Origin of the sequence: Bradyrhizobium sp. BR2003 (assembly GCF_009720285.1) — a bacterium.
GTDB lineage: Bacteria > Pseudomonadota > Alphaproteobacteria > Rhizobiales > Xanthobacteraceae > Bradyrhizobium > Bradyrhizobium elkanii.
The window spans coordinates 26554-51829 of the sequence record NZ_SMYJ01000028.1; the positions used below are offsets into that span (position 1 = coordinate 26554).

Annotated in this window: 23 protein-coding genes and 1 pseudogene; 16 read left to right on the forward strand and 8 right to left on the reverse strand. The window is 65.0% G+C overall.

Going from position 1 to position 25276, the window contains the following annotated elements:
- The first annotated feature begins 13 nt into the window (after positions 1-13).
- Positions 14-1861 (forward strand): class I SAM-dependent methyltransferase, encoded by a 1848-nt coding sequence (locus E2I15_RS22540; protein ID WP_246667981.1) that lies wholly within the window; start codon positions 14-16, stop codon positions 1859-1861.
- Positions 1862-2032: 171 nt separating this feature from the next.
- Here the strand turns inward: E2I15_RS22540 and E2I15_RS22545 are convergent, their stop codons facing one another.
- Positions 2033-2542, reverse strand: coding sequence for a MarR family winged helix-turn-helix transcriptional regulator (locus tag E2I15_RS22545; protein ID WP_137477935.1), 510 nt, complete (start codon positions 2540-2542; stop codon positions 2033-2035).
- 105 nt (positions 2543-2647) lie between these two features.
- On the opposite strand from E2I15_RS22545, the gene E2I15_RS22550 reads away from it, so the two are divergent.
- Both E2I15_RS22550 and E2I15_RS22555 read left to right on the forward strand, forming a co-directional pair.
- Positions 2648-3547 carry an alpha/beta fold hydrolase gene (locus E2I15_RS22550; protein WP_137477936.1) on the forward strand — a complete coding sequence of 300 codons (900 nt, stop codon included), beginning with the start codon at positions 2648-2650 and terminating at the stop codon, positions 3545-3547.
- A gap of 70 nt (positions 3548-3617) precedes the next feature.
- Complete coding sequence (locus E2I15_RS22555) at positions 3618-4421, forward strand: isocitrate lyase/PEP mutase family protein (RefSeq protein ID WP_137477937.1); 804 nt, start codon at positions 3618-3620, stop codon at positions 4419-4421.
- Between the two features lie 83 nt (positions 4422-4504).
- Here E2I15_RS22555 and E2I15_RS22560 read toward each other — a convergent pair whose 3' ends face one another.
- Positions 4505-5458, reverse strand: a complete 954-nt coding sequence (locus tag E2I15_RS22560) for an ABC transporter substrate-binding protein (RefSeq protein WP_137477938.1) — start codon at positions 5456-5458, stop codon at positions 4505-4507.
- Between the two features lie 178 nt (positions 5459-5636).
- The gene (locus tag E2I15_RS22565; protein WP_137477939.1) at positions 5637-7355 is read right to left on the reverse strand and encodes a cache domain-containing protein; all 1719 of its coding nucleotides are present in this window, start codon (positions 7353-7355) and stop codon (positions 5637-5639) included.
- Positions 7356-7718: 363 nt separating this feature from the next.
- On the opposite strand from E2I15_RS22565, the gene E2I15_RS22570 reads away from it, so the two are divergent.
- Positions 7719-8279, forward strand: a complete 561-nt coding sequence (locus tag E2I15_RS22570; RefSeq protein ID WP_137477940.1) for a thiamine pyrophosphate-binding protein — start codon at positions 7719-7721, stop codon at positions 8277-8279.
- A complete protein-coding gene (locus tag E2I15_RS22575; RefSeq protein ID WP_137477941.1) occupies positions 8279-8872 on the forward strand; it encodes a thiamine pyrophosphate-dependent enzyme in 594 nt (197 codons plus the stop codon). The genes E2I15_RS22570 and E2I15_RS22575 overlap by 1 nt, the downstream gene beginning before the upstream one ends.
- 13 nt (positions 8873-8885) lie before the next feature.
- Here E2I15_RS22575 and E2I15_RS22580 read toward each other — a convergent pair whose 3' ends face one another.
- Positions 8886-9809, reverse strand: coding sequence for a LysR substrate-binding domain-containing protein (locus E2I15_RS22580; RefSeq protein ID WP_137477942.1), 924 nt, complete (start codon positions 9807-9809; stop codon positions 8886-8888).
- 254 nt (positions 9810-10063) lie between these two features.
- Here E2I15_RS22580 and E2I15_RS22585 point away from each other — a divergent pair, with 254 nt between their 5' ends.
- The 6 genes from E2I15_RS22585 to E2I15_RS22610 all read left to right on the forward strand — a co-directional run bounded on the left by E2I15_RS22585 (position 10064) and on the right by E2I15_RS22610 (position 15659).
- Complete coding sequence (locus E2I15_RS22585; RefSeq protein WP_137477943.1) at positions 10064-11233, forward strand: acyl-CoA dehydrogenase family protein; 1170 nt, start codon at positions 10064-10066, stop codon at positions 11231-11233.
- Between the two features lie 11 nt (positions 11234-11244).
- Complete coding sequence (locus E2I15_RS22590) at positions 11245-12345, forward strand: CaiB/BaiF CoA transferase family protein (protein WP_137477944.1); 1101 nt, start codon at positions 11245-11247, stop codon at positions 12343-12345.
- 27 nt (positions 12346-12372) lie between these two features.
- On the forward strand, positions 12373-13227 hold the full coding sequence (locus E2I15_RS22595) for an HTD2 family dehydratase (RefSeq protein WP_137477945.1): 855 nt from the start codon (positions 12373-12375) through the stop codon (positions 13225-13227).
- Positions 13228-13325: 98 nt separating this feature from the next.
- The gene (gene hisC, locus E2I15_RS22600) at positions 13326-14378 is read left to right on the forward strand and encodes a histidinol-phosphate transaminase (RefSeq protein ID WP_137477946.1); all 1053 of its coding nucleotides are present in this window, start codon (positions 13326-13328) and stop codon (positions 14376-14378) included.
- 95 nt (positions 14379-14473) lie between these two features.
- The gene (locus E2I15_RS22605) at positions 14474-15397 is read left to right on the forward strand and encodes an MBL fold metallo-hydrolase (RefSeq protein WP_137477947.1); all 924 of its coding nucleotides are present in this window, start codon (positions 14474-14476) and stop codon (positions 15395-15397) included.
- 73 nt (positions 15398-15470) lie between these two features.
- A complete protein-coding gene (locus E2I15_RS22610) occupies positions 15471-15659 on the forward strand; it encodes a Rossmann-fold NAD(P)-binding domain-containing protein (protein ID WP_028334959.1) in 189 nt (62 codons plus the stop codon).
- Positions 15660-16012: 353 nt separating this feature from the next.
- Here the strand turns inward: E2I15_RS22610 and E2I15_RS22615 are convergent, their stop codons facing one another.
- Both E2I15_RS22615 and E2I15_RS22620 read right to left on the reverse strand, forming a co-directional pair.
- On the reverse strand, positions 16013-17380 hold the full coding sequence (locus E2I15_RS22615; protein WP_137477948.1) for an epoxide hydrolase family protein: 1368 nt from the start codon (positions 17378-17380) through the stop codon (positions 16013-16015).
- Positions 17381-17469: 89 nt separating this feature from the next.
- Positions 17470-18069 carry a VOC family protein gene (locus E2I15_RS22620; protein ID WP_137477949.1) on the reverse strand — a complete coding sequence of 200 codons (600 nt, stop codon included), beginning with the start codon at positions 18067-18069 and terminating at the stop codon, positions 17470-17472.
- Between the two features lie 114 nt (positions 18070-18183).
- Here E2I15_RS22620 and E2I15_RS22625 point away from each other — a divergent pair, with 114 nt between their 5' ends.
- The 4 genes and pseudogenes from E2I15_RS22625 to mdlC all read left to right on the forward strand — a co-directional run bounded on the left by E2I15_RS22625 (position 18184) and on the right by mdlC (position 21957).
- Positions 18184-18690 (forward strand): winged helix-turn-helix transcriptional regulator, encoded by a 507-nt coding sequence (locus tag E2I15_RS22625; protein WP_137477950.1) that lies wholly within the window; start codon positions 18184-18186, stop codon positions 18688-18690.
- Positions 18691-18788: 98 nt separating this feature from the next.
- Positions 18789-19172, forward strand: coding sequence for a tautomerase family protein (locus E2I15_RS22630; protein ID WP_137477951.1), 384 nt, complete (start codon positions 18789-18791; stop codon positions 19170-19172).
- 128 nt (positions 19173-19300) lie between these two features.
- A pseudogene (blaBJP, locus tag E2I15_RS22635) lies at positions 19301-20187 on the forward strand (BJP family subclass B3 metallo-beta-lactamase).
- A gap of 141 nt (positions 20188-20328) precedes the next feature.
- Positions 20329-21957 (forward strand): benzoylformate decarboxylase, encoded by a 1629-nt coding sequence (gene mdlC / locus E2I15_RS22640; protein ID WP_137477952.1) that lies wholly within the window; start codon positions 20329-20331, stop codon positions 21955-21957.
- A gap of 106 nt (positions 21958-22063) precedes the next feature.
- Here mdlC and E2I15_RS22645 read toward each other — a convergent pair whose 3' ends face one another.
- A complete protein-coding gene (locus E2I15_RS22645) occupies positions 22064-23587 on the reverse strand; it encodes a 4-hydroxyphenylacetate 3-hydroxylase family protein (protein ID WP_137477953.1) in 1524 nt (507 codons plus the stop codon).
- Positions 23588-23678: 91 nt separating this feature from the next.
- Between E2I15_RS22645 and E2I15_RS22650 the strand changes: the two genes are divergently transcribed.
- Entirely contained in the window at positions 23679-24293 is a 615-nt protein-coding gene (locus E2I15_RS22650) for a TetR family transcriptional regulator (protein ID WP_246667983.1), read from the forward strand.
- 71 nt (positions 24294-24364) lie between these two features.
- On the opposite strand, the gene E2I15_RS22655 is transcribed toward E2I15_RS22650, so the two are convergent.
- Positions 24365-25159 carry an SDR family oxidoreductase gene (locus tag E2I15_RS22655; RefSeq protein WP_137477955.1) on the reverse strand — a complete coding sequence of 265 codons (795 nt, stop codon included), beginning with the start codon at positions 25157-25159 and terminating at the stop codon, positions 24365-24367.
- Between the last annotated feature and the right edge of the window lie 117 nt (positions 25160-25276).

A 25276-nucleotide genomic window follows, 5' to 3' on the forward strand; every position in this document is an offset into this window, starting at 1 on the left:
CAGTTGACGGAACATGAACCGAAAAGAGCGGCGGGCGGCTGGCAAACGACAGGATGAGTCCGCCAAGAATGCACCAGGCTTCGCCTCTGCCGGCGTCAGCATCGCCGACCTTGTTGCCGAGGCCAGCCGCTTCTACGGGATCCGCCGCTTCAACGAGGCGCAGCAGATCTGCCGGCAGATTCTCGCGCGCGAGCCTGGCCATGTGCAGGGCCTGAATCTCCTCGGCCTGATGGCACAGGCATCCGGCGATCACCGGGCTGCCGCCAAGGCGTTCGCGAAAGCGATTGCTGCGGACGACGTCAACGCCGCCTGCCATTACAACGCCGGTAACTCGTACCAAGCACTGGGCAATCGCAGCAAGGCGGCCGCGCATTTCAGCAAGGCGCTGGCGCTCGGCATGGATGCGAAGGCCGTCGGCTTCATCCTGCAAAGTCCTGTCGTCACCAGCTATGTCGGGCGGATTGCAAGCAAGTGGCCGCTCCCGGTGACAAGCTCTGAATTGTTCGGCAGCGAGGGCGTCGTGCCGCTTGCGCGCGACCTGTTCCTGCGCTCGGCGATGGAAGCGACGACGCTGGCAAGCATGCAGCTCGAGGTGCTGCTCGGATATGCGCGGGCCGAACTGCTGCGGCTCGCGGGCGAGCAGGGCTCGGATGACGGTGAAATCGACGACGATGTCATTGGCTTTGCGTGCGCGCTCGCCCGGCAATGCTTCATCAACGAATATGTCTACGCACAGACCAGGGTGGAAAGCGAAGATGCTGACGCGCTGCGCGATCGATTGCTGCAGGACCTGACATCAGGCGCCGCGATCTCGCCGCTCACGCTGGCCGTGGTGGCGGCCTATTTTCCGCTTCATGCCTTGCCGACGGCGGACGCGCTGCTGCGCCGGGATTGGCCCGCGACGGTCGCCGGCCTGTTGCGGGTGCAGCTTCGCGAGCCGCGTGAGGAGATGGAGGAGCGCACCGCCGTTGCGACGCTCACACCGATCAAGAACAGCGTGTCGGTCGACGTGATGCGCCAATACGAGGAAAATCCTTATCCGCGCTGGACCGTCAACCCGCTGACCGCCTTCGCGGCCGATCGGGCGCGGGGACGAACCGTCGCGACCGCGGACCAGCAAGCCGAGCGGGATATCCTGATCGCCGGCTGCGGCACCGGCTCGCACGCGATCCAGATCGCGCAGGTCTATCCCAACGCCCGCCTGCTCGCCGTCGACATCAGCATGACCAGCCTCGCCTATGCGCGCCGCAAGACGCGGGAGTTCGGCTTGCGCAACATCGACTATGCGAAGGCGGACATCCTGGAATTGGGCTCGATCGGGCGGACCTTCGACAGCATCGAGTCGGTCGGCGTGCTGCATCATCTTGCCGAACCCCTGGCCGGCTGGCGCGTGCTGGTCTCGCTGCTGCGGCCGGGCGGCACGATGCGCATCGGGCTCTACAGCAATCTGGCGCGCCGCGTCATCGTCGAGGCCCGCGATCGCATCGCGGCGCGCAATTATCGCGCCACCACTGAGGACATCAGGCGCTGCCGGCAGGACATCATCCGCGAAGCCGACAAATGGAAACCGCTGATCGGCGCCAAGGATTTCTACAGCATGAGCGGCTGCCGCGATCTGCTGTTCAACGTCATGGAACACCGGCTGACGATTCCGGAGATTGCGGCCTTCCTCGGCGAACACGGCCTGACGTTCGGGGGATTCGAGCCGTTCGACGATCCGGCGGTGCTCGACCAATTCCGCAAGCAGTTTCCGGGCGCGGCCGACGAGACCGATCTCGATCAGTGGCATCGCTTCGAGGTCGACCACCCCGAGACGTTCTGGGACATGTACGTCTTCACGGCCGGCAAGAGCGCGCGCTGAGAGCCAAGGCCCGGCCTAGAGCGCGGCCAACAAGATAAGGCACTCTTGGCGAGCTCGTCATGCCCGGCGTCGTGCCGGGCATCCACGTCTTTGCTTCAGTCACGCAATAAAGACGTGGATGCCCGGGACGAGCCCGGCCATGACGGAGAGCTGAGCCAACAAGGCAAAACGCTAGCGCGCGTGCTCGCCCTTGCTGGTCGGCAACGGGCAGTTGGTGCAGACCCGGTCGTCGCACATCCGGCAGATCGTGAAGCGATCCATCTCGGAAGTGTCCTGCCTTGCCAGCAATTCGCGGATCAGCGTCGCAAGCTGCTTCCTCTCGGCGGCCGACAGCACGTCGAGCAGCGACATCACGGCTGAAATCCGCGACGCCAGCAATTCGTTTCGCGACGCAGCGCCGGTCGCCGTCAGGTACAAGGCGACCTCGCGGCCGTCCTTGCCCGAACGGCGTTCGACCAGCCGATCCGAAACCAGCCGATCCACCAGCCGGACCGTTCCGGAATGCGACAGGCCGAGGATCCGCCGCAGCTTGTCGTTGGTCATGCCCTGGCCATAGCCGATGACGATCAGCGCCGCGGGCGTTTCGCCGCCGCGGCCGACCACCTCGCGCGCGCCCTGCTCGATCCGATCCATGACGGCGAGCGACAGCGCGCCCAGCAGATTGGCGATTCCGTTTTCCATGGGTGAATAATATGTGCGCTGCGCACAAAAAACAACTTGACCAGATATGTGTGCTACGCACATATTTAACCGCGAGAGCAACGACGACCAAAATGGAGAGCAGCGATGACGATCCGAAGCGCCGCACTGGCAACGCCTGACGCATCCGGCAGCGAACCCGCCCTGAAATACGTGCAGGCCAACGGCGTGCGGTTTGCCTATCTCGAACAGGGCAGCGGGCCGCTTGTCATGTTCATGCACGGCTTTCCCGACAATGCCTGGTCATACCGAAAGCAGCTGCAGGTGTTCGCGGACGCCGGTTATCGCGCGGTCGCGCCGTTCCTGCGCGGCTATGCGCCGACCGAGATTCCCGCCGACGGTATCTTCGATCCGATCGCGCTGGGCCAGGATCTCGAAGCGCTGATCGCGGCGCTGAGCGACGACGGACGGGCCTACGTCGTCGGCATGGATTGGGGCGGCACCTCGACCTTCCAGGCGCTGGCCACGGCGCCGTCGGCGATCAAGGCCGCCGTGGTCATGAACACCGCGCACCCGATCACGATCCCGAGCCTCAGGAGCGATCCCGATGCCGTTCGATCGGTCTTCCATGTCTATTTCTTCACGGTGCCTGGCGCTCACTCGGCGGTCAACATCGAGGGGCTTCCCTTCGTCGACTACCTTTGGAAGTTGTGGTCGCCGACCCTGGAGAACGACGAGCATCTCCGCTCGGTCAAGCAGACGCTCAGCTCTCCCGGCACCATGAAGGCGGCGCTGAAGTACTACAATGGCCTGATCGATGCGGGAGTTGCGGGCCGGCTGCCGATCAACGACATGCACACACCGACGCTGACGATTTATGGCGGCAACGATCCGACGGCGCGGTATTCGATCAAGGAAGAACCGCTCTTCAAGGGGCCGCATCGGCGCATCGTGCTGCCCGATGTCGGGCACTTCCCGCACCTCGAGCGTGAGGCCGAGGTCACCGGTCTGATCATGGATTGGTTCACCACGCACGCGTCCGACTGAACGGGGCGTGCCGCAAGCAGCGGCCGCTCAGCCACGACATCTACCTTTTCTCTGACCAGGAGTGCGCGCAATGGACGCCACGACACAGCAGCACTACGCCGAAGCGTTTCACCGACTTCACAAGCAGGGCGATCCGCTCGTCCTGTTCAACGCCTGGGACGTCGCCACCGCCAAGGCCATCGCGAAGGCCTCACCGGCGGTGGCGACCAGCAGCGGCGCGGTCGCGGCCGCGTTCGGCTACGCCGACGGCGAAAATGCCCCGCTCGACATGGTCGAAGGCCTGGTCTCGCGGATGACCGCATCGGTCTCGGTTCCGGTGTCGATCGATCTGGAGGCAGGATATGGCGACACTCCGGACGCCGCCGCGCATTCGGCGGCGAGCATCCTGAAGGCCGGCGCGATCGGCATCAATATCGAGGACGGACTTGTCGGCGGAAAGCGGCAGCTCGCCACTCCCGAGCAGCATGCCGCGAAGATCAGGGCGGTGCGGGACGCCGCGCAGAAACTCGGCGTTCACCTCTTCATCAATGCGCGAACCGATCCGTTTCTGCTGAAGTTCGGCCCGCCCGAGCAATGCCTGAATGAGGCGGCAAGGCGCGCGAAGGTCTATGCCGAGGCCGGCGCCGACGGAATTTTCGTGCCGGGGCTCACCGACCTCGCGCTGATCGAGAGGTTCGTTCAGCTCACACCGCTGCCGGTCAACATCATGGTGACGCAAGGCGTGCCCGAAATCGGGGAGCTCGCCCGTGCCGGTGTTCGCAGGTTGAGCCTCGGGGCGTGGCCGATGATGGCGGCGATGCGCGTCATCGGACAGGCGGCCGCCGCGGTCGCCGCGAGCAAGCAGTACGGTGCGTTTCTACAGCCCGACGGTTGAGCCCGTGAGGGCACGCGATGCCACGGTCCGGCCGGGCCATTCAGTCCGTGCCGGCCGGACTACCGGGTTCATGAACGAATTAGTCACTCGATCACTTCGTCTGCGCCGCTGACGACTGAAGCAGAGAACTCATGGCCGAGCAGTTTGGCGGTCTTCAGGTTGATGACGAACTCGACCTTGGTGACCAGCTGGACCGGAAGATCGGCAGGCTTCTCACCCTTCAGAACCCGGCCGGCGTAGACGCCCGCGCGTCGATGCGACTGCACGAAATCTCCGCCATAGCTCATCAAGCCTCCGGCCGTCGGGAAATCCCGGGTCTGCGTGATGGCGGGCACACGATACTTCAGTGCGAGATCGGCCAAGCGCCGGCTGCGAAATGCAAAATAGGGATCGGAGGTGAACACAAGCGCGTTTGCCGACTCTCTCGCTACCGAAGAGAATACGGCGTCGAACTCGTCCTCCTTGCTTGCCCTCAATATCTGCAGATGGACCCCCAAGGTTTCGGCAGCGGCCTGAAGCCTCTGCAGTTGCGAGCTGGCGGTTGGACTTGTCGGGTTGGTCACGACCCCCAACGTCGTCGCCGCCGGCAGGAGTTCGTGCATCAACTCGAGCCGCTTCGGCGACACGTCGACGCTCAGGCTCGAGATTCCCGTGATGTTGCCTCCCGGCCGCGACAGGCTGTCCACCACACCCAGCTGAACGGGGTCGCCGCCCATCTCGAAGACGATTGTCTTGGTGACGCCGGCAGCTTTGGCGGCAAGCGCGACGGGCGCGCCGCCGGGCGCAACCACCACATCGACGTTACGCGCGATCAATTCGCCGGCCAGCGCAGGTAACTGCGCATATTGCCCATTGGCCCATCGATACTCGATCGCGACATCGCGGCCCTCGACAAAGCCGGCCTCACGAAGTCCCTGGTGGAAAGCCTTCAGCCGGCTGCCAAACAGCTCCGGCGATTCCGGACAAAGATAGCCGATCACAGGCATCGACGGCTTCTGCGCGTGCGAAGATGTGGTCCAAGCCGCGGCGGCGGCCATCCACAACAGGACCTCACGCCGGCCGGCGCGTCCGTGCGATGTTGCTGCACGAGAGTGAGCGCAACTCATGCTCTATCGATCCGCTGGCGTTCGCCGTCGGCGCAAGTATATCCCACGATCCGAAACCAGTCGCCAATGGACTGCACCGAACCGCTCCGTCGGCATCGGCCAACGCACATCAGAACGATATTCCGAACACCGGAATGGCGTCATCGAAGCCCTTGATTTGTCGACTCCCGATATCCTCCAGGGCGCGCTTGCCTCTGACGCTTGCGGCGGTCCCTGCGTCCATCAGGATTTCCCGATCTGCGGCAGATGCGCACAGGCGGGCGGCGAGATTCACGACACTGCCGATGGCCGTGTAATCGAGCCGGTCGTCGTAGCCGATCCGCCCAACCGTCGCCGATCCGCTGGCAAGCCCGATTCCAAAGCCAACCTGGTAGCCCTGCGACCGCCAGCCGCCAATCAAGCCTTGCACGCACTTCTGCATTTCGGTCGCAAGGTCGACGGCTCTCAGCGCCGGCTCCTCGACCGGCACGGGTGCGTTCACCAGCACCATCAGCCCGTCTCCCGAGAAGCTGATGAGCGTTGCTTCGAACCGTGCAATGACCCTGCCCAGAACCTCGTAATATTCAGACAGCACGCTCATGACTTCCTCGGGAGTGACGCCCGCGGAAAACGCGGTGAACCCGCGCAAGTCACAGAACACAACGACCACGTCGGTGCGGCGGCCATCCAGCACGCTGTCATCGCCGGCACGATCGACGAGATCGGCGACTTGAGGCGCGAGAAACCGCTTGAGCTTCGCGATCCGCTCCTGGTGCTGCTGCGCCAGCGCGAGCTCGCCGGCCATCCTGTTGAAGCTGTTTGCGAGGCGCTGAAATTCGTCCCCGGTCTGGATCGCAATGCGGTGCTCGAACGATCCGGCGCCGATCCGCTCCGTCCCCTCCTCGAGCAGCCTGATCGGCTCGGTCATCCGGTGCGCGAATGCATAGGCGAGCAGCCCTGCAAATACGGTGCTGCCTGCGAGAAGCACTGTCGTCCGTCGCAACGCGGCATAGATCGGGGCGTAAGCCTCGGAAAGCGGTTGCGCCACCACGACGGTCCAATCGGGCCCCGCCACAGGAGCCGCGCTGGCAGCAACCCGACGTCCCTGTCCGTCCCGGCCGGTTGCAACGCCCGCTCCCGGGCCGATCGCGTCGCGTATGGCGCGAAACGGCTGGGAGGTTGTTTCTTCCAGCCCGCGGAGCACAAGGCTGATGTCGGGATGGGCAATGAGACGGCCGGGCCGGTCCAGCACGAAGGCGAGGCCGGTCTCTCCCACCTTGATCGCCGATACGACATCCCAGATCAGCTTGAGATTGACTTCGGCGATGACTGCGCCGACCGCGGATCGGTTACCCACGAGCGCAATGGTCAAATACGGTTCCGAGCCTCTGTTGTAGCTGACATCGCTGAACCAAACCTGGCGCGCGTGGGCGCCGACCAGCGCAGGTTCAGCCGATCGGTCGATACGACTTTCAATTCGATTGAGACCGACCCGTGAGACGTAGAGACGCTCCAACCCATTGTTGTCGATGAGTGTCAGGCTGACGACGGCCGGCGCTTGACGAAACAGACGCAGCGCATCGGTTCGGCGTCCCTCATCGGCCTCGTCGGTCCAGGGAAGTTGGACCAGCCAGCCAAGCTGGCTTGCGATGTCGGAGATGAAGTTATGAATTTCAGCGGCCGCGGACGTCGCCTGAACACCAAGCAACTGGTCGAGCCTCGCGCGCTGATCGCGGTAACCGAACCAGGCCTCGATCGACCCGTTGATCACGAGCGGAAGCGCGACGGCCAGGAACAGTGCGAGAAAATACTTTGGGAAGAGGCCGCGAAACCGATCTCGGACAATCATGCCCTGATCCCTGAAAATGCGACGGATATATCGATATGCGAAACGAAGCCTTGAAAATGAAGCCCCGGCGCTGCCGCCAACCGGCACCTTCTAGCATAAAGCGTCGTTTTAGGCCGTAATGGGGCTATTGTTCGGCCCGGCCAAAGGACGCAGTCGGCTCCGGCCGCCATTTCGCTTGCGTTGGCTCTGCAAACCTTGGCCCTATAAAATTCCGGCATAGCTGGGCGAGCCAGATGCGAAGAGAATAAAGCTCCGATCTGGCTTAAAGCCAGCGGTGTGAGGACGCGCCAATGCGCGTCCCTTGTATTGACGCGTTTTCGCGAACCGGTACCCGGTTCGTTCGAAAACGCTACCGCCGAGACCATGATGGACCAGATTGCCGTTCACCAGGACAGCGCGACCGGCCGGGACTGGCCGGTTGCGATCTACCGCACGCTGAAGAGCTTCGGCGTGGCGCAGGTGTCCTACGTTCCCGATGCGGGACATTCCAAGCTGATCAAGCTGTCGCACGCCGATGCCGACATCAAGACCACGGTGCTGACGACCGAGGAAGAAGGCGTGGCGATGGCGGCCGGCGCCTGGCTCGGCGGCGACCGCGCGGTGCTGTTGATGCAATCGAGCGGCGTCGGCAATTGCGTCAACATGCTGTCGCTGATGGCGAGCTGCCGCTTCCCGCTGCTGACGTTGGTGACGATGCGCGGCGAATGGGCCGAGTTCAATCCTTGGCAGATTCCGATGGGCCGGGCGACGCCGCAGGCGTTCGAGATCATGGGCACCACCGTGCTGCGGCTGGAGAACCCCGACGATGCCGAGGAGGTGATCTCGGCGGCCGCCTCGCTCGCCTATGACGGCGACCAGCAGGTCGCGGTGCTGATCTCGCAGCGGATGATCGGCCGCAAGAAGTGGACCAGGGAGACGCACTGATGTCAGCATCGACAGGCACTCTCGATCGCCGCGCCGCCGTGAAGGCGCTGCTTGCCGACCGCGGCGAGCTGCTCGTGATCTCCGGGCTCGGCTCCTCCTCTTACGATTTGTTCGATGCCGGCGAGCATCCCGGCAATTTCTATCTGTGGGGCGCGATGGGCGGCGCGGCGATGGTCGGGCTCGGCCTCGCGCTGGCGCAGCCGAAGCGCCCGGTGCTGGTGATCACCGGCGACGGCGAGCAGCTGATGGGGATCGGCAGCCTCCTGACGATCGCGACCAAGCAGCCCGGCAATCTCTCGATCGCGGTGCTCGACAACGGCCATTTCGGCGAGACCGGCATGCAGCCGAGTCACTCCGGCCTCGGCGCCAGGCTCGAAGTGATCGCCAGCGGCGCAGGCATCGGCAATGTCTCCGAGATCGTCGACATGGCCGGCATCGAGAGCTTCCGCAACAGCCTGCGCGATCTCGGCGGCGGCCCGCGGCTGGCGCGGATTCGCATCGCCGCCGGCGAAGTCGAGCGCGCGCTGCCGCCGCGCGACGGCACCTATTTGAAGAACCGCTTCCGCGGCCATCTCGGCTTCAAGGTGAGCTGATGCGAGGCCGCGCTCAGGCGAGCTGGATATCCCAGAGCCCCTCGGCGCGCAGCGCGGCGACCTCGTCGCGCAACAGCTTCGCGATCAGCGTCATCGCGTTGGAGCCGGGATGCTCGACCGGCGAGGCCAGCGTCAGCTCGCGCCGCGGCGCCGGCCGCGCGATGGCGGCGGTCTCGAGCCGGCCTTCCGCGACCTCGGCGCGGACCGAGGACGGCGGCAGCAAGGTATATCCGAGCCCCTCCTCGACCAGGCTGGTCAACACGCGAAACGAATCCGCCTCGAGCTTGACGTCGAGATCGATCTTCTTCTTGGCCGCGGCATGTTCGAGCAGCGCACGGAGGCCGTGCGAGTGACTTGGCAGCACCAGGCGCTGGCGCATCAGCCAGCCGAAGTCGACCTGCTTCTTCGGCTTCAGCCCGCTGCCGCGCGGGCCGACCGCGACGATGCTGTCGCGGCCGAGGCTCTCCACCGCCAGATGGAGATCGACCGACGGGCCGTAGATCACGGCAAGGTCCATCTCGCCGCGATGCAGCCACTCGATCAGATGGCCGCTGTAGCTCTCGACGATGCAGAGCGAGATGCCGGGATAGCGCTCCACCGTGCGCCGCGCCAGCCGCGCCGACAGCACGCAGCTCACCGTCGGCACCAGCCCGAGCACGACGCGCCCGGACGGCGCGCCGCCGGCGGACTGGATGTCGTCGCGGATCTGGTCGATCTGCCGCACGATACCGCTGGTGCGCGCAAGCAGCAGCCGGCCGGCATCGGTCAGCACCATGCCGCGGCCGTTGCGCGTGAACAATTCGGTGCGCAGCTCGTGTTCCAGCAGCTTGATCTGCCGGCTCAGCGCCGGCTGCGCGACCCGCAAGGTATCGGATGCCTTGCTCAGGCTCCCGAGTTCCGCGACGCACGCAAAGGTCCTAAGCTGGCGGAAATCCATACTTGCCAATCCTGGAAGGCAGGTTCATACGCTATAACAAAACAGCATAGGGAGTTTACCGGGGCCCCACAACAGCGGGCGTTTCGCCCGCGGAGCATGATCCGGAAAAGTGCGAAGCGGTTTTCCCTCGCGACAAACGCGGGACGCGTTTGCGCGGAGATCATGCTCAAACAAGGAGCTGAAACGCGATGGCGATCCGACATCGCGCTGCAGGCGCAACCTCTCGGCAAGGCAGAACTCGGCAAGACAGAACAATGACCGCACACGATCAGAACATCGACGACCATTCCGACATCCGCGACGCGGTGGCAAAACTCTGCGCGCAGTTTCCCGGCGAATACTGGCGCAAGCTCGATCGCCAGATGGCCTATCCGAAGGAGTTCGTCGATGCGCTGACGCAGGCCGGCTACCTCTCGGTGCTGATCCCCGAGGAATATGGCGGCGCCGGCCTGAAGCTGTCGGCCGCCGCGGCGATCCTAGAAGAGATCCAGCGCGCCGGCTGCAATGGCGGCGGCTGCCACGCCCAGATGTACACGATGGGCACCGTGCTGCGGCACGGCAACGACGCGCAGAAGGCGAAGTATCTGCCGAAGGTCGCGACCGGCGAATTGCGGCTGCAGGCGTTCGGCGTCACCGAGCCGACCAGCGGCACCGACACGTCGTCGCTGAAGACCTTCGCGCGCCGCGAGGGCGACCACTACGTCGTCAACGGCCAGAAGATCTGGACCAGCCGCGCCGAATATTCCGACCTGATGATCCTGCTGGCGCGCACCACGCCGAAGGAGCAGTCGAAGAAGCGCACCGACGGCCTCTCGGTGTTCATCGTCGACATGCGCGAGGTGAAGGGCAAGGGGCTGGAGATCCGCCCGATCCGCACCATGATGAACCACGCCACGACGGAAGTGTTCTTCACCGACATGAAGGTGCCGGCGGAGAATCTGATCGGCGAGGAAGGCAAGGGCTTCCGCTACATCCTCTCCGGCATGAATGCGGAGCGCATCCTGATCGCCGCCGAGTGCGTCGGCGATGCCAAGTGGTTCATCGCCAAGGCCACCAACTACGCCAAGGAGCGCAGCGTGTTCGGCCGGCCGATCGGCCAGAATCAAGGCATCCAGTTCCCGATCGCAAAGGCCTATGCCTCGATGCGCGCGGCCGAATTGATGGTGAAGGAAGCCACCCGCAAATATGAAGCCGGGCTCGACTGCGGCGCCGAGGCCAACATGGCCAAGATGCTGGCGGCCGATGCCTCCTGGGAAGCCGCCAATGCCTGCGTGCAGACCCATGGCGGCTTCGGCTTCGCCGAGGAATACGACGTCGAGCGCAAGTTCCGCGAGACCCGGCTGTACCAGGTGGCGCCGATCTCGACCAATCTGATCCTGTCCTACGTCGCCGAGCACGTGCTCGGCATGCCCCGCTCCTACTGAGTTGTCAGATCATGCTGCCGCTTGAGGGATTGACCGTCATCGCCGTCGAACAGGCGGTTGCCGCGCCGTTCTGCTCGTCACGCCTCGCCGACGCCGGCGCCCATGTCATCAAGATCGAGCGGCCCGAGGGCGATTTCGCCCGTGGCTACGACGCCGCGGCGAAGGGCCAGAGCAGCTACTTCGTCTGGCTCAACCGCGGCAAGGATTCCGCCGTCGTCGATCTCGCCACCAAGGAAGGCCGCGCGCAGCTCGAGGCGCTGATCGCCGGCGCCGACGTGCTGCTGCAGAACCTGAAGCCGGGCTCGATGGACAAGCTCGGCTTTTCGCGCGAGCGGCTGCGCAAGGATTATCCGAAGCTGATCATGTGCACGATCACAGGCTATGGCGACACCGGGCCCTATGCCGACCGCAAGGCCTATGATCTCTTGATCCAGGCCGAAAGCGGCCTTGCCTCGATCACCGGCGGCCCCGAGGGCGCCTCGCGCGTCGGCATGTCGATCGTCGACGTCGCAACCGGCGCCACCGCGCATGCCGCGATCCTCGAGGCGCTGATCGGCCGCGGCCGCACCGGAGACGGTGCCGACATCCGGATCTCGATGTTCGACGTGATGGCCGACTGGCTCACCGTGCCGCTACTCAATGCCGAGGACGGCAAGTCGCCGAAGCGAATCGGCCTTGCCCATCCCTCGATCGCGCCCTATGGCGTGTTCCGCTCCAGGGACGGCAAGGAGATCCTGATCTCGATCCAGAGCGAGCGCGAGTGGAAGACGCTGTGCGCCAAGGTGCTGGGCCAGCCCGCCCTGCCCGACGATCCGCGCTTTGCCAACATGGTCGAGCGCGTGCGCAACCGGGTGCTGACCGACGGAATCGTCAGCGACAGCTTCGGCAAATTGACGCGCGAGGAGTTGCTGGCGAAGCTCGCCGAGGCCGACATCGCCTTTGCCGAGGTCAACAGCATGGACGATCTCGCGAAACATCCGCATCTGCGCCGCATCGAGGTCGACACGCCGAACGGCAAGGTCAGCTATCCGGCGCCGGCCGCGATCGTGGTCGGCGAGGACAGGCACTACGGCAAGGTGCCCGCGATCGGCGAGCGCATCAAACGTTCCTGAAATCCCTCCTGCCCGGGCAACACAGTCATGACCGATAAACTCGACCTCGATCATCTCCGCCAATGGATTGGGAAGACCACGGAGGCCTCCGACGTCGTCACCAAATATCTCGTGATGGGGCTGCGCGCGACGCTGTTCCAGGAGATCGGCGAGCCGAAGGCCGGTGAAGCCGCGCCGTGGACCACGCATTGGTGCCTGGCGCAGCCGGTGTTTCCGATGTCGCAGCTTGGCCCCGACGGTCACCCGACCCGCGGCGGCTTCCTGCCGCCGGTGCCGCTGCCGCGGCGGATGTGGGCCGGCGGCGAGCTCGAATTCTTCGACAGCTTGCGCATCGGCGATGAGGCCAAACGCACCTCGAAGATCGCCGACGTCACGGTCAAATCAGGCTCGACCGGCACGCTGTGCTTCGTCTCGGTCAATCATGAAGTGACGACCTCGCGCGGGCTTGCGGTGCGCGAGCGGCAGGACATCGTCTACCGCGAGATGACGAGCACGCAAGGCGCAGCGCCGGCCAAGGCGCCGCCGCCTCCGCCGGTCGCGCAGCATCGCGAGAGCCACGTCTCCGATCCGGTGCTCTTGTTTCGCTACTCGGCGCTGACCTTCAACGGCCATCGCATCCATTACGACCGCGACTACGTCACCAAGGTCGAGGGCTATCCGGGCCTGATCTTCCACGGCCCGCTGCAGGCTTCCTTCATCGTCGAGTTCGCCGCCAAGCTGCGCGGCGGCAAGCCGCCGAAGAAGCTCGCCTATCGCGGCGTGCAGCCGCTGTTCGAGGGCAGCGAGTTCTCGATCAATGCCAGCGACAAGGACGGCGGCATGGAGCTGTGGACCGCGAATGCCGAGGGCCAGCCGACCATGAAGGGCACGGCGACCTGGTAACGCGCGAGCCCGTGTCATGATGCGAGGGAATCAAGAGGCGCTTTCATCGGCGCCTCGTATTCCTTATTGTGATCGCGTTCATCCCTGGATCGCAGATCATGAGTCGCTTCTGGAGTTCGGTCGTCCACAACCTGTCGCCTTACGTGCCCGGCGAGCAGCCGAAGATCGACGGCCTCATCAAGCTCAATACCAACGAGAATCCTTACCCGCCGTCGCCGCGCGCGGTGGCGGCGATCACAGCGACGACGGATCGCCTGCGGCTCTACCCGGATCCGCGCGCGACCGCGCTGCGCGAGGCGATCGCGAGGCGCTACGGCGTCACGGTGGACGAGGTGTTCGTCGGCAACGGGTCGGACGAGGTGCTGGCCCACGGGTTCCCGGCGCTGCTGAAGCACGATGCGCCGCTGCTGTTTCCCGACATCACCTACAGCTTCTACCCGGTCTACTGCCGCCTCTATGGCGTCAGCTACGAGACGGTGCCGCTCGACGCCGCGATGCGCCTGAACCTTGCCGACTACCGGCGGCCCGGCAGCGCCATCTTGCTGTGCAACCCCAACGCACCGACCGGTACCGCGCTGCCGCGCGCCGCGATCGAGGCGCTGCTCGCCGAGCATCCCGACCGGCTGGTGGTGGTCGACGAGGCCTATGTCGATTTCGGTGCCGAGAGCGCCGTGCCGCTGGTCGCGCGCCACGACAATCTGCTCGTCATCCAGACGCTCTCCAAATCGCGCGCGCTGGCGGGATTGCGCGTCGGCTTCGCCATCGGCCAGCGCCCGCTGATCGAGGCGCTGGAGCGGGTCAAGGACAGCTTCAACTCCTATCCGCTGGACTGCCTCGCGATCGCGGGCGCGGTCGCCTCGATCGAGGACGACGTGTGGTTCGAGGAGACGCGGCAACGCATCATCCGGAGCAGAGCGGCGCTGGTCCGCAGCCTCATTGAGCTGGGCTTCGCGGTGCTGCCGTCGCAGGCGAATTTCGTGTTCGCCCGCCATCCCAGCCATCACGGCGCCGATCTCGCCGCGAGGTTGCGCGAGCGCGGCGTTTTGGTGCGGCATTTCCAGAAGCCGCGAATCGAGGACTTTCTGCGCATCACGGTCGGCACCGACGATGAGTGCGGCCGCCTGATCGACCTGCTGCGCGGCATGGTCTGATAGCCGCTCGCCAGCGACGCAACTTGCGATCGATGGCGCCAACCTGCATAGTGACCGCGCGGCAGGATGGCACGGTTCTCCGGGAAGGCGCGGTCATGCGATTTGCGATCGGCGATGCGACCGTCGACGTCATCGTCGACGACGACGATTTCGGCCTTCCGCTCGCCGAATTCCTACCCGGCTACGATCGCCGCTTGATCGAGGCGCATCGCGCCACGCTTGAGCCGGTGTTTATCGACCTCGCCCGGGGCGTCGCGAAACATGCGATCCAGAGTTTTGTGGTGCGAACCGGCGGCCGAACGCTGCTGATCGACGCTTGCATCGGCGAGCACAAGGACATCCCCGAGATTTCGGCCTGGCATCGGCGGCGCGGCAGCGGCTTCCTCGATCGGTTGCGCGCATGCGGCGTCGACCCGGCCGGCATCGACGTCGTATTCTGCACCCATCTGCATGTCGATCACGTCGGCTGGAATACGAACCAGGACAACGGCCGCTGGCAGCCGACCTTTCCCAACGCGCGGTATCTGTTCGGCCGCCGCGAGCTTGCCGACTGGATGACGCAGCATGATGCCGGACGTGCGCCGCCGATTCACGCCCGCGCCCTCGAGCAGAGCGTCATACCGATCGTCGAGGCTGGCCGTGTCGATCTGGTCGACGATGGCCATCAGTTGGGACCGGGCCTGCGGCTGGTCCCACTGCCGGGCCACACCAGCGGCCAGATGGGGCTGATGGCAGACTACGCACAACATCGCGCGATCTTTTGCGGCGATGCCGTGCACAATCCGGTGCAGATCTTCCAGCCCGGTCTGTCGACATCATCCTGTGCCGACCCGCAGCTCGCCGGCGAGACGCGCGCGAAGATCCTGGCAGAAGCCGCCGACAGCGGCCGTCTCGTCATACCGGCCCACTTCCGCGGCCCGCGCTGTGCCCATATTCGTCGAGACGGCAGTGGCTACGTGCCGGTGTTCGATGCCGGCATCGGTGAGAAGCACCCCCCGGCGCCGCGGCTCACCCGGTGAAGGCCGGGCGTTTCATTCCGTCCATTGGAACCGAAACCCGGGTCGCGCGTTCCCCGCCCTGACGGAGGACGCCATGCTTAGAGACGAACAGGTCGCGGTTCTCTGCGACATCGCCCAATCCATTGCCTTCGCCGACGACGTGCAAGGCGAGGTCGACCGGCTGATAAGGGAGGGATACGTCGCCAAGGACGGCGACCTCTACGAGCTGACGCCGAAGGCCGAGAAGGTTTTGTCCGAGCGCGGCGCCAGCCTCAAGGCGTGACGCCGCTCGCGGCAGCTCCCTAGGCGGCAGGCGTGCACCGCGTCGCTGATATCTTGATGCCGAGCCCTGCGCTCTCCTCGCGGAACCGCGCGATCGATCGCACATTGCGGTGCGCCTCGAACGCCGTGTCATCCTGATAGACCTCCTAGACTAGATCAAGAGCTTGGCGGCATCCTCGCGCGGCACCAGGATCTCAAAATTCAGTGCGCCCGGTTCATCCCTGAACCACCGGCGCCATGCGCTTACAGCAGCGACAGCGCGTGATCGCGCTTCTCCGGCGCCACCTCGTCGGCGGCGATCAGTAAAGGTTTCGACGTGACGAATGCTCCTTTCGGTTCTTGTGAATGTTTAGATCAGCTGCGGAGCGGCCGAAACGCGTCGCGAATTTCCCTGCTGAAGATATCGGGCTGCTCCCATGCGGCGAAGTGGCCGCCGGCTTCAGCCCGATGGAAGTAGATCAGCTTGTGATAGGCCTTTTCCGCCCAGCTCCGCGGTGCCACAAAGCTCTCGCCGGGAAACGCGGTCACGGCGGCTGGGATCGTGACATTGGCGGGCAGATAGAGGTTGGTCTTGTTCTCCCAGTATAGGCGGCCCGAAGAGATCGCCGTGTTGGTCAGCCAGTAGAGCGTGATGTTGTCGAGCACGTCGTCGCGGGTCAGTGCGCCGGCGGAATGGCCGTTGACCTCGCGCCCGAGTACGGCTGATTGCATCGCGGAGGCCGGCTGGGCATAGCCGTCGCCGTGATCGAGCAGCCAGGCGGCGAGGCCGGCCGGCGAATCTGCAAAGGCCGCAAGCGTCTGCGGGCGCGTGCCCATGATCTGCGCGTAGGCCCGCCGTTTCGCGAATTGAAGCTTGATCTGGTCGTAGGCGTGCTGCTCCTCCGCCGACAGATCGTCGGGCACTGGACCGCCTGAGGAGACCGCCTTGAAGACCTCGGGCGGAACGACACCGGGCAGATTGACGTGGATGCCGAGCAGTTCCGGCGCACCCAGCTTGGCCATTTCATTGGAGACCGGCGAACCCCAGTCGCCGCCCTGCGCCACGAACTTGCTGTAACCGAGCCGCTTCATCAACTGGACCCAGGCCCGTGCGATGCGCTGGGGATCCCAGCCGACCGTGGTCGGTTTGCCGGAGAAGCCGTAGCCTGGCATCGAAGGGATCACGAGATGGAACGCGTCCGACGCGCTACCGCCAAGTGCCGTGGGATTGGTCAGGGGATCGATGATCTTCATCTGCTCGATGACCGAACCCGGCCAACCATGCGTGACGATCAGCGGCAGCGCATTGTCGTGTTTCGAGCGGACGTGAATAAAGTGGATGTCCACACCGTCGATTTCGGTGATGAATTGCGGCAGCGCATTGAGCCGCGCCTCCACCTTCCGCCAGTCATAGTCGGTCTGCCAGTAGCGGACGAGATCGCGCAGCATCGCCTGCGGAACGCCCTGGGAGTCATCGTTGACGGTTTCCTTGTCGGACCATCGGGTTGCCGCAAGACGCTTGCGAAGGTCGACAAGATCCTCTTCGGGGATGCTGATGTGGAACGGGCGGATCGCATCACTCTCGGCCGCCACGGCCGGATGCATGGGGAACAGGCTTGCTGCACCAGCGGCGGCGAGACCCAACGCCGCGCCGGTGAGCAGCCTGCGTCTGTCCTGGTCGATGGCTTCCTGGTTCGATTGGTTTATTGCGATTGCAACTGATGTGTTCGATGGCGTTGTCATTGGACGTTCCCCTGGGATGGGAGGCTGTCGGCCGAGCCGCGATCGCCCCGGCGGTGGTCAGGATGGAATTGCGTCAATGAAGCTCTCCGTCACTCCGGCAACGATTTGCCGGCCTGCTCGCGCACGATGTACTCGGCGTACCAGTCCGGCCAGTTCGCATCGTGGCCGCCGGTTCGCTTCTCGTGCTCGCCATGCGCGGCTGCCGCGCGCCGGAGCGCCGCGGCAAGATCAGCGGATGAAGCGAAAGTCGTGCTGTTTCCGTCGACGCGTCCGGGCAGACGCTGCGTGACCTGCTGCAGCAGCCAGACATTGCCGTCGGGATCGCTGAACGTCGCCAGCGAACCGTAGCTCGGCCGCTCCGGATCGGGTCCCTTGATGCGGCCCGCCGCCCCGCGATGGAACACCTCGCTGACATCGACGCCGCGCGCGATCAGGTCGGCTCGCGCCGCCTCGATGTCATTCACGATCAGGAAGCGCGGCAGCGCGGGTCCCTTGTCGAGATGGATCGAGGTCGGCGAGCCGGGCGGCGTCAGTTGCAGTGCCCGGGATCCGTCCGCCCTGACGAAATCGGCGTCGAGCCGCCAACCCAGATTTTCGTAGAAGCGCTTGGCCCGGTCGACATCGGACACGGGAATCACCACGACTTCGAGCTTCATGTCGATAACCGGTTTCCTGCTTTCGGTACTCATGGCGGGCTCCTTGAAATGTGAGGGACCGGGCCGGAAACGCCCGTTGCACCCAAATTGACGATAGCCCATATTGCTATGAAAATCATAGTAACAATGCCGGATGAAGAAAACGTGATGACAAGGCCAAAGGGCAATCCTGCTGACCAAACGCTGTGCCCGGTGGCGCGCGCGGAGACCGTGGTGGGCGATCGCTGGACCGTGCTGGTGCTGCGCGAGCTGTTCGCGCGCAACCATCGCTTCGAAGAGATTCAGGCCTATACCGGCGCGACCCCGCAGATGCTCACCGCGCGGCTGAAGAAGCTGGAGGCGGACGGACTGGTGACGCGGCACGTCTACAACAAGCGTCCGCTGCGCCACGAATATCATCTGACCGAGAAGGGCGCGGCGTTCTTCCCCGTCATGTTCGCGCTGCGCGCCTGGGGCGAAACCTGGTGCAAATCACCGAGGGACGGTCTTTCCATGAACTATACGCACCTCGTCTGCGGCAAGCCGGCGGGGCTCGGTCCGGTCTGCCAGTCCTGCGGCAAGCCGCTGCATTGGGCGGACATGGTGGCGGAACGAACGCCCAAATATCAGAGAGAACGCGATGCGCGCTGGGAGGCCTTCAAGGCGGCCCGCTGAACGCAACGACCCCGCCGGCGCAAGCGGACAATGCCCGTTCGCACCGTCGCACATCCCGATCACGCGGGGCCGAGCCTCGCACAACACAGGAGACCACCATGCCATTCGTTCGCATCGACCTGAAGCGCGGCAAGTCCGCCGAATATCGCAAGACACTGGGCGAGATCGTCTACAAGGCGATGCGCGACGTGATCAACGTGCCGGAGAACGACAAGTTTCAGGTCATCACCGAGCACGACCGTGCTGATCTGAACTATGCCGACAACTATCTCGGCAATACCTACAGCGACGATCTCATCTTCATCCAGATCACAATGAATGCCGGGCGCACCGTCGAGATGAAGAAGGCGTTCTACAGGCGGATCGTGGACGACTATCAGAGCCAGCTGCAGGGCCGGCCGGACGACGTCGTCATCAACCTCGTCGAGGTCGCCAAGGAGAACTGGTCGTTCGGCCACGGCATCGCGCAATACGCGAGTTGAACGCAGAACAGGAATGCGCCGGACGGACAGCCGCCTGCCCGGCGGCTTGCCGTCCGCAGCTTGCGGCCGGCGTTGCCAGCACGCATAGTGCCGCCCGTGCACGAACAACAACAAACAGAGAGGCAACCATGAGGACGATCGCAGCCGCGCTGTGCGCGCTCACGCTGATCGCAACCGGTGCGCAGGCACAGACGCTCAAGGATTTCATGGCTGTTGTCATGAAGAAATGGACCGCGCCGTTCGAACCGTTCCAGCTCATCGACAATATCTACTATGTGGGCACGGACGGGATCGCGGTCTACGTCATCAAGACGTCGCAGGGGTTGATCCTGATGGACACGGCGATGCAGCAGTCGACCGGCATGATCAAGGACAACATCGCCAAGCTCGGCTTCAAGGAGGGCGACATCAGGATCATCCTCAACACCCACGCCCATCTCGACCACACCGGCGGCTTTGCCGAGATCAAGAAGGAGACCGGCGCGCAACTGATCGCCGGCGAGCGCGACAAACCGCTGCTCGAGGCGGCTACTATCCGGGCGACGAGAACAACGCGGATCTCGCCTTTACGCCGGTGAAAGTCGACCGCACCGTCAAGGAAGGCGACAAGGTGACGCTCGGCGACGTCACGCTCACCGCGCACGCGACGCCAGGCCATTCGCCCGGCTGCACCAGCTGGGAGATGACGGTGAAGGACGGCAACCAGGACCGCCACGTGCTGTTCTTCTGCAGCGGAACCGTGGCGCTGAACCGGCTGGTCGGCCGCCCGACCTATCCCGGCATCGTCGACGACTACCGCTCGACCTTCACCAAGGTCAAGGCGATGAAGGTCGACGTGCTGCTCGGGCCGCATCCGGAGGTCTACGGCATGCAGGCGAAGCGGACGCAGATGAAGGACGGCGCGCCGAACCCGTTCGTCAAGCCGGGCGAAAACGCCACCTATGTGGCGGGCTTGGAGCAGGATTTCGACAAGCAGTTCGCCAAGCAGACGGCGGCGCTGCAAAACGCCAACTAGCCGCAATTTGCAGCCGTTGCCGCGGCAACTATGGGTGCGGCGGCTTGACATCGGCAGGCAATCCATCGACAGGTGGATTGCCTTTCCGCTTTTGCCGCCCGCAATGACGGAACATAACGAGACAGCAATGGGAGCCGCCCGATGTCGTCGCGCAAACCCGCCGCCAGCAAAGGCAAGACCGTCACCGTCAAGGACGCCACCTTCGGCCTGCTGCGCGCATGGGGCATCAACAAGGTGTTCGGCAATCCCGGCTCGACCGAGCTGCCGTTCCTGAGCGACTGGCCGGACGACATCGACTACGTGCTCGGCCTGCAGGAAGCTTCCGTCGTCGGCATGGCCGACGGCTACGCGCTGGCGACGCGCAATGCCGGGTTCGTCAATCTGCATTCAGCGGCCGGCGTCGGCAACGCGCTCGGCAACATCTACAACGCCTATCGCAACCAGACCCCGCTGGTGATCACCGCGGGCCAGCAGGCGCGCTCGATCATGCCACTTCAGGCCTTCCTCTATGCCGAGCGGGCCTCAGAATTCCCGCGGCCTTACGTGAAATTCGCGGTCGAGCCGGCGCGCGCCGAGGACGTACCCGCCGCGATCGCGCGCGCCTATTATGTCGCGATGCAGCCGCCCTGCGGGCCGACCTTCGTCTCGGTGCCGATCGACGACTGGGCGCATGCGACGCAGCCGCTCGAGGCGCGCCAGGTCAGCCGCGAGGTCGGCCCCGATCCGTCGGCGATGCAGGCGCTGGTGGCCGCGCTCGGCGAGGCCAAGCGCCCTGCCCTCGTCGTCGGCCCGGCCGTCGATCGCGCCGAGGCGGTCGACCTCATGGTTGACGTCGCCGAAAAGTCGAAGGCCGCGGTCTGGGCCAGCCCGTTCTCGGCACGCTGCTCGTTCCCCGAGCGGCATCCGCAGTTCGCCGGCTTCCTGCATGCCGCGCCTGGGCAGCTCTCCGACGCACTGCGCGATCACGATCTTGTCGTCGTGGTCGGCGCGCCGGTCTTCACCTTCCATGTCGAGGGCCATGCCGCGATCTTCGACGGCTCGACCACGATCTTCCAGATCACCGACGATCCGGATGCCGCCGCGATGACGCCGACCGGCCACAGCATCGTCGCGACGATGAAGCCCGCGCTGACGGCGCTGCTCGAGATGCTGCCCGAGACCAGGCGCACCGCGCCGGCCGGCCGCATCCTGCCGCCGGCGCCGGCCGCCGGCGACCCGATCCCCGCCGAATATGCGCTGCATGCGCTCTCGGCCGCGATGGGTCCCTACGATGCGCTGGTCGAGGAAATACCGTCGCACCGCCCGCTGATGCAGAAGGCGATGCCGATGCTCGGCAAGGACAGCTTCTACACCATGGCGAGCGGCGGCCTCGGCTACAGCCTGCCGGCCGCGGTCGGCATGGCGCTCGGTCGACGGCAGGGACGCACGGTTTGCCTGATCGGCGACGGCTCGGCGATGTATTCGATCCAGGCGCTGTGGACATCCGCGCAGCGCAAGCTGCCGCTGACGGTCGTCGTGCTCAACAATTCCGGCTATGGCGCGATGCGCTCGTTCAGCCAAGTGATGCAGGTGCGCAACGTGCCGGGCCTCGATTTGCCCGGCATCGATTTCGTCAAGCTCGCCGAAGGCATGGGCTGCGACGCCGTGCGCGTGACGAAGTCAGCCGAGCTCGCCGGCGCCTACCAGCGCGCCCTGACGCATCAGGGCACCAGCCTGATCGAGGTGATGGTGGATTCCGCGGTGCCGCTGCTCTACGCGCAGAAGGCATGAGCAAGGGTCCGTAGGATGGTGGAGCGAAGAGTACCCATCGTTCTGCCCGCGGATACGATTTGATGGGTTTCGCTTCGCCCTACCCATCCTACGAGAGTGCTTGTTGCTACTCCAGCGCCCCCGCTGGCGCCGGCACCTCGCAGCCGGTGGCGCAGCAGCGTCCGGGCTGCTTCGACACCCGCTGCCCCTGGTCGACAAGGCCGCGGCCGAGCAGATTCTCGACCAGCTCGGCCTTCTCCATCACCGGATAGTTGCGCCAGATCTCGCGCTTCATCGCTTCCGGCGAGCCGCCGCCGTGCAACGAGATCACCGAATACCAGCCGGCCTCGTGCGAGATGGTGAGGTCCTCGATCAGCCGCGCCACCTCGGCGCGCTGCTCGGCCGGGATATCGGGACGTCCGCCCATGACAGCGGCAAGCGAGGCGCGGGTTTCCGGATTGTGATCCTCGTCGGGACCCGGCAGCGCGACGATCAGCCCGCCGGAGACGTAATGCGCGACGCGGTGCATCTCGTAGATATTGGTCGCCAGCAGCAGCTTGCCGATGTTGGAGAACACCGCATCCGGCATCACCGAGCCCGCCGGATCCTTCGTGCAGTAGACCGAGGAGGCGACGCCGCAGGCGTAAAAGCTTTCGGTGATGGTGATGAGTTCGACCATCGCCTCGCGGATATGCGCGTGCTTCTCGGCATCGAGCCCGTTAGCCTCGATCATCAGCGCGCCAGCGCCGATCAAGAGATCGCCGAAGCCGGCACGGGCGCCGATGCAGGAATGCCGGTGGTGCGTGGCGTACGACGTGGTGAGGAAGCCGCCCTCCTCGGTCTCGCCGGCGAGGAACACGCGATCATGCGGCACGAACACGTCGTCAAATATCACGACGCCGACCGACTGGCCGTACTTGGCGGAAAATTTCGCCGCGGCATCGCCGGGCCGGCCGGCCGGACGCGCGACGATGGTGACGCCGGGCGCATCGACCGGCACGGCGCAACAGACCGCAAAATCCTTGTCGGCGGGCACATGGGTGCGGCACGGCATGACAAGGAATTCGTGCATGTAAGGCGCGCCGGTCACGATCGCCTTGGTGCCGCGGATCACGATGCCGTCGGGCCGGCGCTCCCGGATATGGACGTAGACGTCCGCGTTGGCCTGCAGGCCCGGGCGCTTGGAGCGGTCGCCCTTGGCATCGGTCATGGCGACACCGAGCGTCAGATCCTGGTCCTGCACCTCGTGCAGATAGTTGAGGAAGCGCTGGCTGTAATCGGTGCCGTGGCGATCGTCGGTCAGCCTGGTCGCCTGATAGAGACCGTTCAGCGCATCATGGCTCAGGTAGCGCTGCGCGCAGCCCGACGTCCTGCACACCAGCCGCACCGCCTCGAGCTTGTCGAGCAGGTCCTGCGAGCTCTGATTGATGTGGAGCATGCGGTTGACGGTCTTGCCCGAGGTGCCCTGCCGCGCGGTCATGATCGGCACGTGCTCGGGCTGTAGCGCGAAATCATAGGTCACGCCGACGCCCGCCACGCCGGGCGCCAGCAACGGCTCGTCCGCGACGCTCGCAACGGCCGCGCCGTTGACGAACACGCGCGGCTTGTAGCGGCGCAGGGATTCCCGGTAGTCCGCTGCCGTCATCAGCATGGCGCTTCTCCCTTGCTCATTTATTCTAACACTGTTAAATTATCTAACGCTGTTAGAATTGAGTCAAGAACGGATTCGCCGGACCATGCAGATGCGCGAGAGCAGGAAGGAAGCGGTCAGCCGCCACAAGCGGGAGCTGATCCTCGACGCGGCGCGCAGCGTGTTTGCGGAGGAAGGCCTCGAGGGCGCGAGCCTGCGGGCGATCGCGACGCGGGCCGGCTACACGCCGGCGGCGCTGTATTTCCATTTCGATTCCAAGGAGGCGATCTATGCCGAGGTGCTGCGGCAATCGCTGGCCTCGCTCGGCGAAGCCGTCAGTGCGGCAGTCGCGACGACGCGCGGCGCCAAGCAGAGGCTGCACGCCGCAGGCATGGGCTTCTTCCGCTATTACGCCGAGAACCCGCGCGACCTCGATCTCGGCTTCTACCTGTTCCGCGGCGGCATGAAGCCGGCCGGGCTCGGCCATGACCGGGACCACGCGCTGAACGCTGCGCTGGAGGCGGCGCTGCATCCGATCGCCGAAGCCGCTGAAGCGCTCGGCGCCTCCAGGCAGAAGGCGAACACGGTGATGGTCGACTGCTTCGCGCATGCGACCGGCCTCCTGCTGCTATTGCACACCGGCCGCATCAGGATGTTCGGCGCCTCGGCGCCCGATTTGATGGACGCCTATCTGCGCGACAGGATCGCGCAACTCGCCAGGGAGTGACCCGGATTACGCGGAGCCTGTCATCGGTCGCGCGTTCGCGCGACCCGTTGGCTTCATCCGGGCTACCGGTCTCACTTCCCGTACGCTTCCCGCATCTTGGCCTGGATCTTGGCCATGCCGCCGATCCAGCGATCGTAGTTCTCGGTCTTCTTGCGCATGTAGCCGAGCACCTGCGGGTGCGGCAGGATCAGGAAGGTCTCCTGCTCGATGCCCCTCAGCGCATCCTGCGCAACCTGCTCGGCGGAAAGATCGCCGTCACCGGATTGCGGGCCCTTCGGGATCGCGCGCAGCATGTTGGTGTCGACGCCCTGCGGGCAGAGGATCGAGACCTTGATGTTGTCGGCGCGGTGCGAGATCGCGAGGTTTTCCGCAAAGCCGACCGCGGCGTGCTTGGTGGTCGAATAGGCCGGGCTGCCGACCTGCGACAGCAGGCCCGCGGCCGAGATGGTGTTGAGGAAGTAGCCGCCGCCGCGCGTCTTCATGCGCGGCACCAGATGCCGCGCCGCGTAGACATGCGCCATCACATGGATCGCCCAGCTCCGCGACCACGGCTCGTCCGAGGTGCCGCCGGCGTTCACCGACAAGGGATCGAAGCCGCCGCCGATGCCGGCATTGGAGCAGAACAGCGCGATCGGGCCGAACATGCGCTCGGTCTCGTCGATCACATGCAGGATGTTCTTCTCCTGCCCGACGTCGCATTTGAAGGCGGCACCGCCGACCGTGGCCGCGACCTTCTCGGCCGCGCCGTGATCGAGGTCGACGACCACGACCTTGGATGCGCCCGCGGCGTGGAATGCCTCGCACAACGCCTTGCCGATGCCATTGCCACCGCCGGTGACCACCACAACCTTACCTGCCACCTGCATGGCCATCCTCCCGATATCTTGATTTCAGCGCATGATCCGAAAGGGTGAAGCCGGTTTCATGCTCAACAGAGGGATCATGATATCCCATCTTTTGCCGATGCATGATTTTTTCGAGAG